Below are 7,887 nucleotides of genomic sequence, written 5' to 3'. Positions count from 1 at the left end.
TTCAAGTTGGCGGTGTAGTAGGGCAGCAGGGCGACCTCGTTGCAGAAAATCTCTTGGGCGTACTTGTGCGGTAGCTGTCCCTTGGGCAGGTACTCGATGAGTTCGGTGACGAAGGTGCCGGTGCCGGTCGCGGGGTCTAAGATGTTCACGCCCTTGTCGCCCAGGAGCTTGCCAAAGTGCTGGTAGACGAGGTGGTCGGCGGCCTCTATCATGAAGCGGACGATTTCACCGGGCGTGTAAACGATGCCTAACCTGTCGGCCCCGGCGGGGTTGTAAGCCTTGTAGAAGTTCTCGTAGATGACCTTTAGGAACTTCTGCTTTTCGTGGTGGTCGGCGATGCCCGCGGCGGCGGCGCGGATGATGGCGTAGTAGGACTCGATGCGGGCGAGGGCGTTCCGTCTTACCGCGCCGGTGAAAAAGCTCTGGCTGAGGTGCTCGAGCTCGCGGGCGATGTTGTTCTCGCGGTGAAACTGCGCTTCGTTGAAGACGTTCAGGAAAATGTCCTCGGTGAGGATGTGCTGTATGAGCATCTCGCGGATGTCGGCGGGGGTCAGGTGCGGGTTGATGGCCTTTTGGGCGAGCCCCAAGAGGCGGTCTCTGCGACGCTGAAACTCGGCATTGGCCTGGCCCTGCGCCTCGATGACGCCGCGAAGTTCGTCCAGCAGGTCAGGGAGGTCGTTTTGGAACCTGCCGACCGCCTCGCGGAAGGTGCGAACAAAGGGCGGCTCGAAGGCGACGAACTGGCTCAGCAGGGCGTGAAGGATGGCGCTGTCGCCAAAGCTGCTACGCCCCACCTCCTGGCCGTTTTGAATGAGCACGACCTCGCGCGAGTCCTCGAAGAGGATGTTGCTGTCGGGGTAGCCCTTGGCGAGCTTTAGGGCGATCTCGGCGTCTAAGTTGTCGCGCTCGTCCTTGCTCTCCCAGTAGCCCATGTCCTGCCGAACGGCGTTTTTTAGGGTGCCGTCGGGCCGGACGAAGGCGCCGTTGACGCGGATCTCGAGCTCGGGCACCAGCACCAGGCCCTTGCCGCCGGCGTAGCTCTCCAAGAGCCACTGAAAGGCGCCGCGGATGCTCGACTCGTTGCGTGAGCCGCCGTACTGGATGAGCTTTTCGACGCGGGCGTGGTACTGCTGGATGAGCTGGAGCGACATGGTTAGGCGAGTATAGAGGTTAGGCGAGCATGAGGCGGCGGCCCTTGCTCATCCCTAGCCCACGCCTGCGTCGCTCGCGGGAATACCCAGCGTCTTCGCCGCTCGAGTCATCCCCTTGTCCAGGGTGTAGAGCATCTGAGCCCCGTGGTTGCGGGCGACGTCTCGACGGATTCACTGCTCGCCTCGACGTAAAAGGGCATGAGGAAGCTGGTGTCCAGATAGAACAGCTTAGTACCGGGCCTCGTCGCGAAGCTGCCGCAAAATTTCCAGGCTGCTCGTTTTGGCGAGCGGCTGCATGGCCCGAAGTGCGGCTCGAGCCCTGATCGGTCCGCCCTAGATGCCGAGTTCCGTCTTGGCGTATATCTGCGCGTGGGTCAACGCGGCGTCTACACAAGGAACTGGAATCTCCTCTCCAGTGTGAAACACACATTCTTGCCAACCCTCCGGGCTGCGGTAGAAGCCATGAATCTGTCGGGTCTGGCTGTCCACCAGCAGATACAGCTCCAGGCCGCGAATGCTCTGGTAGACGAAGCGCTTTTCGTGCAGGTCTTTTCGCGCGGTGGATTCGCTCAAGACCTCGACGATGACGCAGGGCTTTTCCTGATAGTAGCTCGTCAGGTCATTGTCGCAGACCACCATGACGTCCGGGTAGTAAAACACGTCCTCGGCGCGCACCTTCATGTCGCTCATGTAGACCACGCAGGGACGATCGGCCAAAGCGTTGCCGAACGCTCGAGCGATGTTCCCGGCGATGATGTTATGTGTAGGGCTCGAGCCCGCCATGGCATAAACATAGCCATGCACATACTCGTGGCGAATGTCGGCGTCCCTTTCGCCCGCAAGATAGTCGCCCACGCTGATGCGGTCGAGCGCACTGGAAGCGTACATGACGACATCTTAGCAGAGTGGCGGTGAGCGTGAGAAAAGGCTCGAGTTCTAAACCCCGCCGTCAAGAACCTCTCTTACTGCCCCAAGATCATGGCGAAGATGAGCGGCGCCACGATGGTCGCGTCGGATTCGATGACGAACTTGGGCGTGGTGGTCTCGAGCTTGCCCCAGGTGATCTTTTCGTTGGGCACCGCGCCGGAGTAGGAGCCGTAGGAGGTGGTCGAGTCGCTGATCTGGCAGAAGTAACCCCACACCGGGACGCCCAGGCGCTGCATGTCCTGGTGGAGCATCGGCACCACGCAGATGGGGAAGTCCCCGGCGATGCCGCCGCCAATCTGAAAGAAGCCGACGGAGTGTTCGGGGCTGACCCTGGTGTACCAGTCGGCGAGCGCCATCATGTACTCGATGCCGCTGCGCACGGTGTGGACGTTTTCGATGCCACCGGTGAGGCAGTGGCCCGCGTACATGTTGCCGGTGGTGGAGTCCTCCCAGCCGGGCACGGTGATGGGCAGGTCCTTCTCGGCGGCGGCGACGACCCAGGAGTCCTTGGGGTCGATCTGGTAGTGCTCTTCCAAGGCGCCGCTCCTGATCAGCCTGTAGATGAACTCGTGCGGAAAGTAACGTTCGCCCGCTCGGTCGGCCCGTTGCCACTCGTTGAGGAGGGCCTTCTCGAGGCGGCGCATGGCCTCCATCTCGGGGATGGTGGTGTCGGTGACGCGGTTCATGTGGCGGTCCAGGAGGGCCTGCTCCTGCGCGGGGCTGAGCTCGCGCCAGTTGGGGATGCGCTCGTAGAAGTCGTGGGCGATCAGGTTGAAGATGTCCTCTTCCAGGTTCGCGCCGGTGCAGGAGATGGCGTGGACCTTGTCCCGGCGGATCATCTCGGCGAGCGAGAGGCCCAGCTCGGCGGTGCTCATGGCACCGGCCAGGGTGACCATCATGACGCCGCCCTCCCCTAAGTGGCGTTCGTAGGCCTCGGCGGCGTCTAGAAGCGCCGCGGCGTTGAAGTGGCGGTAGTGGTGCTTGATGAACTGACTTACGGGTCCTTTGGGCACGACCAGCATCCTTTCAGGTGAGCAGGCTTTGCCGGGCTTGACGAAGCGTCAAGCCCTCGGAGTTCTTTTGTTCGCTCCACACCAAGGAGCCTCTGCTTTGGTGGCTCGAGGTGCCAAGAGCACTTCGGCGCCTCCAGGCCGACACGACAGATTAGCAGATGGCGAGGGACGACTCGAGGCTGGCTCGAACAGTAGGCGCTCGCTTCTGTTAGACTCTCCCTTGCACGCCCAGCGTGCCCTCTGCCCGGAGCGGCCTGTTTAGGACAGGCCAAGGCGTTGCCCAATCGGCCCCTGGCAGTTGCATCTCAACAAGCTGCATCTCAACAAGCTGCACCTCAACAAGCTGCACCTCAACAATGGGAGACCCTATGCCGTCCACAACAAGCTAACGGTTTGACGCCTACCGATTTTATGACCTCGAGCTCGCTCTTCACCCGCGACCTCTACGCGAGGTATCTCAACAAGGAGACCACGCCCGAGGGGGAGGCCCTGGTCGGCCGCGTCACCGTGGGGGTGATCGCCGCGCTGTCCTTTGCCATCGCCATCAACCCGCCGGGGGTGATCATGGAGATCGCCACCTGGAGCTTTCAGGGCAGCGCCATGCTCTTTCCCGTCCTGGTGGCGGGGCTCTACTGGCCGCGCTGCACGAGGGCGGGCGCGGTGGCCGGCGGGCTGGTGTCGTCGGGCCTCACCATCGGCTGGCTGGCCGGCGTCTTGCCTTTGTCCTGGACCTTCGGCTGGATTCCGGTGGTGCCGGCGGTGGTGGTGGGTACGCTTGTCCTGGTCGTCGTCAGCCTCTTGAGCAGGCCCGACGAGAGGCGGCTGGCCGAGTACTCGAGGCTGTGGGACGGTTGACGCGCAGGCGCGTCCGTTGCAGCGAGTGTCAGGCGACATGCACACCAAACACCATAGCAGGTTTTTTCGCGCCGCTTAAACGCGGCATTGTTGGTATCTATCACTTTGTCACTCCTAATACCAACCGCTACTTGAAAAGCCATAAATAATTGATGAATAGAAGCCAGTGCAGGACAGCCAAGCATGACAGATCGTTTATGGCATTTGATTGGGCAATTGGTATAAGCATTTAGAGCGTTATCTGCACGAGTTTGCGTTCCGGTACAACTTGCGAACGCAAAAGAATGGGTCGGGTTTAACGTCATGCCAAGCAACCGTGAAGGCCATCTCACCTATAAGGCGCTGATACAATGACTAAGACCAAAGACCAACCGCTGTTCCTAGGTATGGACTTTGATGAGGCGCTCGAGCGTCTCGCTAGGGTCAACACCAAAGACATAGACGCAGCTATAGAGAGTGAACCGCACGAAACGGACGCCCCGCCGGGTATCGCTACGCCGTTTATAAAGTGGGTCGGCGGTAAGCGTAGTCTCATGGACACGCTTTTACTCAAGATGCCTGAGACTTTCAGGGACTACCACGAGCCATTTGTAGGCGGCGGGGCGCTGTTCTTTGAACTGGTAGGACGCAAACGGCTCCGTGCTGCTCACCTGAGCGATACGAACCTTGACCTCGTGTTTGCCTACACCGTTATAAAAAAAGACCCTACGGCACTTATAGAGGCGCTCAAGGTACACGCTGCTAAGCACAGTGATACCCTGGAGGGCACAGGCGAGTATTACTATAAAGTGCGCGCCAAAACGAAGCTTACCGAACCTGTAGACATTGCCGCACGCTTTATCTACATGAACAAAACGGGCTATAACGGCCTTTACCGAGTCAACAGTAAAGGAGAGTTCAACGTACCCGTAGGGCGCTACAAAAACCCCGGCATCGTTCAAGAGAGCAACATTTGGGCGTGTCATGAGGTGCTAAAGGTCGCCGACATTGAGCATGGAGAGTTTGACACTATCAAGCCCCAACGCGGCGATTTCGTGTATTTCGATCCACCCTATCACCCCAAAGACGAAACGTCGTTTACCAAGTATTCCAAGCTGGACTTTTCTGAGCAAGACCAAGTGCGGCTTAGGGATTTCGTAGTAAAACTGCACAAAAGCGGCGTGAAGGTGATGCTGTCAAACTCAGATACGCTCTTTATCAAAGACTTGTACAAGAGCAACATGTTTAAAATCGCCATCGTGCAAGCGCCGCGTTTCGTAAACTGCAAGTCTAATAAGCGTAACGCAGTAGACGAGGTTCTTATTACGAACTACTGACGATACCCAATTCCCTACGGTCACAGGGTACTTTGAAAGAGGCCGATAAGTCAGCAAGATGGGTCGGCAAGGCGCAAACTATACCGGAAGCGTACTCGAGGTGGTTGTCTGGAACAGGCTTGTCGGGCGCGGCTATCAGTTCGTAGATAAGCCGAAGTTCAAGGCCGCTAGGTATCTCGAGCAGCCTATCTATTCGGCTCAGGTTGACATAGCTCAGGTTGACATAGCTCAGGTTGACATTGGGGTAAGCATCTATGGGACGAAGCGTAAATGCGATTTTGCCATCTACCACCCTGAAAAGTGGCCAGAGGGTTTGCTTATTGAGTGCAAGTGGCAACAAATGGGCGGCTCAGCAGATGAAAAGTTTCCTCTTGCGGTACTGAATATCAAAATGCAGTCGCCCTATAAAAGCTACAAGAAGAGCGCCGAACAATGGATGCGAAATCAAGTTGACGGCAAACTCTTGCATGTTTTCAACATGAGTCAGTTTCAAACATGGGTCAATAGCGGGAACATATGAGCCAAGGCAAAAGCTAGGAGCTACATGCTGAAAATGCTTAGAAAGTATGCTGTTGACGACACCTATGCTGTTGCACGGCTAGGTGCGACTCAAATCACGGATTGGTTAAATGGGTTGGGCATCACGAGCAACCTTACTAACGTAGAAGATGTACCCGAGTATCAAAGCAAAGATGTTGACCTCATCTGGGAAACCCAAAAAGCGGTCTACCAAGTAGAACTAAAGGTTGACCGCTTACATCGGACGGGAAACTTCTTTTTTGAAACCCTGAGTAACAGCGAACGTGGCACCCCCGGCTGCTTTCTCTACACCGAGGCTGACCTGTTTTTCTACTACTTTGTCACCGTGCGAGAACTTTACATCTTGCCCATACCTGGGGTGCGCGACTGGTTTTTAAGGCATCAAGGTTCACCCGGCCTACTTAGGCATTCGTCAAACAGGTTTAGCGAGCGAGACACCACCACGCCCGTTCGTGGCGGCAGCTTCTATACTACTAGAGGCGCGCTTATACCCGTAAGGGCGGTGCTAAAAGAGGTTGACGGGGTTCAGGGGCCTATCAAGCTAAAGATCAAAAGTTGATAAGTATATAGTTCCCAGGGAAAACGCGCATCAAGGTATTGACTGAAGTGCTCAGCGCTGGATTATAGACCACTGGATTATAGCCTAAGCAGCGGGTCAAGGCCTGAGGCGAGAGAGGCCTAGGCTCTAGACGCGCCCCCGGTAGAGGCCGACTCGGACGCCGCCGTTTTCGAAGGGGGTGACGCTCCCGACCTCGAGCCCGGCGGTCTCGAGCAGCCTGGCATGAGGGCTGATGAGGGCGAAGTTCCAGCCCTTCGCGGTCTCCCGCAGACGCTGGCCGAGCGCCCGGTAGAGGGCCATGACCTCGCCCTCGCCGAGGCGCAGGCCATAGGGCGGGTTGCTGATGATGAGTGGCCTGTGGCTGGAGCCCCGCAGGGCGCCGTAGTCGAGGCTGGTGGCGTCGCCGCGCATGACCTCGAGGCGGCCCCGCAACCCTGCGCGCTCGGCGTTGCCGTAGAGCGCCCGCAGCGCGCCGAGCGCGTGGTCGGCGCCCACGAGCCTGAGGTCCGGGTGGGCCGGAGCCGCCGAGCGCGCCTCTCGCCTCAGGCGTTGCCACTTGCTCGGCTGAAAGCTGGGGAAGTGTTCAAAGGCGAAGGAGCGGTTCAGCCCCGGCGCGGTCCCCTCCGCGAGGCCTGCGGCTTCGAGCAGGAGCGTTCCCGAGCCGCACATCGGGTCGGCGATGAGATCGAAGTTCTGCCAGCCCGCCTCCAGCAGGCAGCCGGCCGCCAGCGTCTCGCGGATGGGCGCCTTGGCGGTGGCCTGACGGTAGCCGCGCCGAAAGAGCAGCTCCCCCGAAGAGTCGAGGCTCAGGGTGCAGCGGTCCTGAAAGAGGCGAGCATGAACGGTGAGAGGGGCGTCGTCAAGCAGTGCGGGTGCGAGGCCGAGGGGTTCTAGAGCCTCGAGGGCCGCGCTGTGCAGCGTCTCGGCGATCTTGGCCCCGTGCCGGAGCCTGGAAGCCCTGGCGCTGACGCGGACGGCAAAGGCGGGTGCGAAGCCGAGCATGAGCTCCCAGCGGAGCCTCACAGCCTTGTTGAAGAGCATGGGGTAGGACTGAGCCAGGAAGTCGCCCTGCCGCCACAGCAGCCGGTTGGCCGTCCGCAGCCACAGGTTGCCGTGGTAGAGGAGGTCAAGCGGCCCGCTGAACTCGGCGCCGCCGCGGACCGCTACGATCTCCGCCGCGCCGAGCGCGCGCAGCTCGCCGACCAGCACCTGCTCGAGGCCGGGGGCGCAGCTTGCCAGGTAGCGCTGCGTCGCCTTGTAAACGTGACGCTTCAAGCGGCGCTCCAAGGCGCGCTCGCTCAACATCAGCGCCGCCGGCTCCTTGCCTGGCCCCGCAAGCGCGGGTCGAGCGCGTCCCTGAGGCCGTCGCCCAGGAGGCTCCAGCCGAGCACGGTCAGGGCGATGGCGATCCCCGGCACCAGCGCGGGGTAGGGGCTCAAGCTCATGAAGCTCTGCGCCTCGCGCAGCATGTTGCCCCAGCTTGGCGTGCGCGGCGGCGTGCCGAGGCCAAGAAAGCTGAGGGCGGC

The 7,887-nt window shown here is 59.9% G+C and carries 9 protein-coding genes; 4 read left to right on the top strand and 5 right to left on the bottom strand.

Annotated elements, in window-relative coordinates; genetic code table 11:
* From M3498_11315 to M3498_11305, 3 genes are all read right to left on the bottom strand, one after another.
* Positions 1-1,151 (bottom strand): N-6 DNA methylase (locus tag M3498_11315; GenBank protein ID MDQ3459873.1); only part of this gene is annotated, 1,151 nt, incomplete at its 3' end.
* 333 nt (positions 1,152-1,484) lie between these two features.
* Complete coding sequence (locus M3498_11310; GenBank protein ID MDQ3459872.1) at positions 1,485-2,039, bottom strand: Uma2 family endonuclease; 555 nt, start codon at positions 2,037-2,039, stop codon at positions 1,485-1,487.
* Positions 2,040-2,113: 74 nt separating this feature from the next.
* Entirely contained in the window at positions 2,114-3,100 is a 987-nt protein-coding gene (locus tag M3498_11305) for a deoxyhypusine synthase family protein (protein ID MDQ3459871.1), read from the bottom strand.
* A gap of 384 nt (positions 3,101-3,484) precedes the next feature.
* On the opposite strand from M3498_11305, the gene M3498_11300 reads away from it, so the two are divergent.
* The 4 genes from M3498_11300 to M3498_11285 all read left to right on the top strand — a co-directional run bounded on the left by M3498_11300 (position 3,485) and on the right by M3498_11285 (position 6,361).
* Positions 3,485-3,946: a hypothetical protein gene (locus M3498_11300; protein MDQ3459870.1), complete on the top strand. Its 462-nt coding sequence runs from the start codon at positions 3,485-3,487 to the stop codon at positions 3,944-3,946.
* 350 nt (positions 3,947-4,296) lie between these two features.
* Positions 4,297-5,262 (top strand): DNA adenine methylase, encoded by a 966-nt coding sequence (locus tag M3498_11295; GenBank protein MDQ3459869.1) that lies wholly within the window; start codon positions 4,297-4,299, stop codon positions 5,260-5,262.
* A 58-nt stretch (positions 5,263-5,320) separates the two neighbouring features.
* Positions 5,321-5,782, top strand: coding sequence for a hypothetical protein (locus M3498_11290; protein ID MDQ3459868.1), 462 nt, complete (start codon positions 5,321-5,323; stop codon positions 5,780-5,782).
* Positions 5,783-5,806: 24 nt separating this feature from the next.
* Complete coding sequence (locus tag M3498_11285; protein ID MDQ3459867.1) at positions 5,807-6,361, top strand: hypothetical protein; 555 nt, start codon at positions 5,807-5,809, stop codon at positions 6,359-6,361.
* 126 nt (positions 6,362-6,487) lie between these two features.
* On the opposite strand, the gene M3498_11280 is transcribed toward M3498_11285, so the two are convergent.
* Both M3498_11280 and M3498_11275 read right to left on the bottom strand, forming a co-directional pair.
* On the bottom strand, positions 6,488-7,666 hold the full coding sequence (locus tag M3498_11280) for a hypothetical protein (protein MDQ3459866.1): 1,179 nt from the start codon (positions 7,664-7,666) through the stop codon (positions 6,488-6,490).
* Positions 7,666-7,887: ABC transporter permease subunit (locus M3498_11275; protein ID MDQ3459865.1), on the bottom strand; the 222-nt coding region annotated here is incomplete at its 5' end. The genes M3498_11280 and M3498_11275, both read right to left, overlap by 1 nt.

The sequence above is a fragment of the Deinococcota bacterium genome (assembly GCA_030858465.1).
Taxonomy (GTDB): Bacteria; Deinococcota; Deinococci; order Deinococcales; family Trueperaceae; genus JALZLY01.
Note: the sequence above shows the minus strand (reverse complement) of the source record. Positions and strands in the feature narration are given on the sequence as shown.

What these genes read in the sequence shown, in the direction of transcription:
- M3498_11310 (MDQ3459872.1), bottom strand. Translation starts at nt 2,039, where the DNA reads ATGTACGCTTCCAGTGCGCTCGACCGCATCAGCGTGGGCGACTATCTT.
- M3498_11305 (MDQ3459871.1), bottom strand. Translation starts at nt 3,100, where the DNA reads ATGCTGGTCGTGCCCAAAGGACCCGTAAGTCAGTTCATCAAGCACCAC.
- M3498_11295 (MDQ3459869.1), top strand. Translation starts at nt 4,297, where the DNA reads ATGACTAAGACCAAAGACCAACCGCTGTTCCTAGGTATGGACTTTGAT.
- M3498_11290 (MDQ3459868.1), top strand. Translation starts at nt 5,321, where the DNA reads ATGGGTCGGCAAGGCGCAAACTATACCGGAAGCGTACTCGAGGTGGTT.
- M3498_11285 (MDQ3459867.1), top strand. Translation starts at nt 5,807, where the DNA reads ATGCTGAAAATGCTTAGAAAGTATGCTGTTGACGACACCTATGCTGTT.
- M3498_11280 (MDQ3459866.1), bottom strand. Translation starts at nt 7,666, where the DNA reads ATGTTGAGCGAGCGCGCCTTGGAGCGCCGCTTGAAGCGTCACGTTTAC.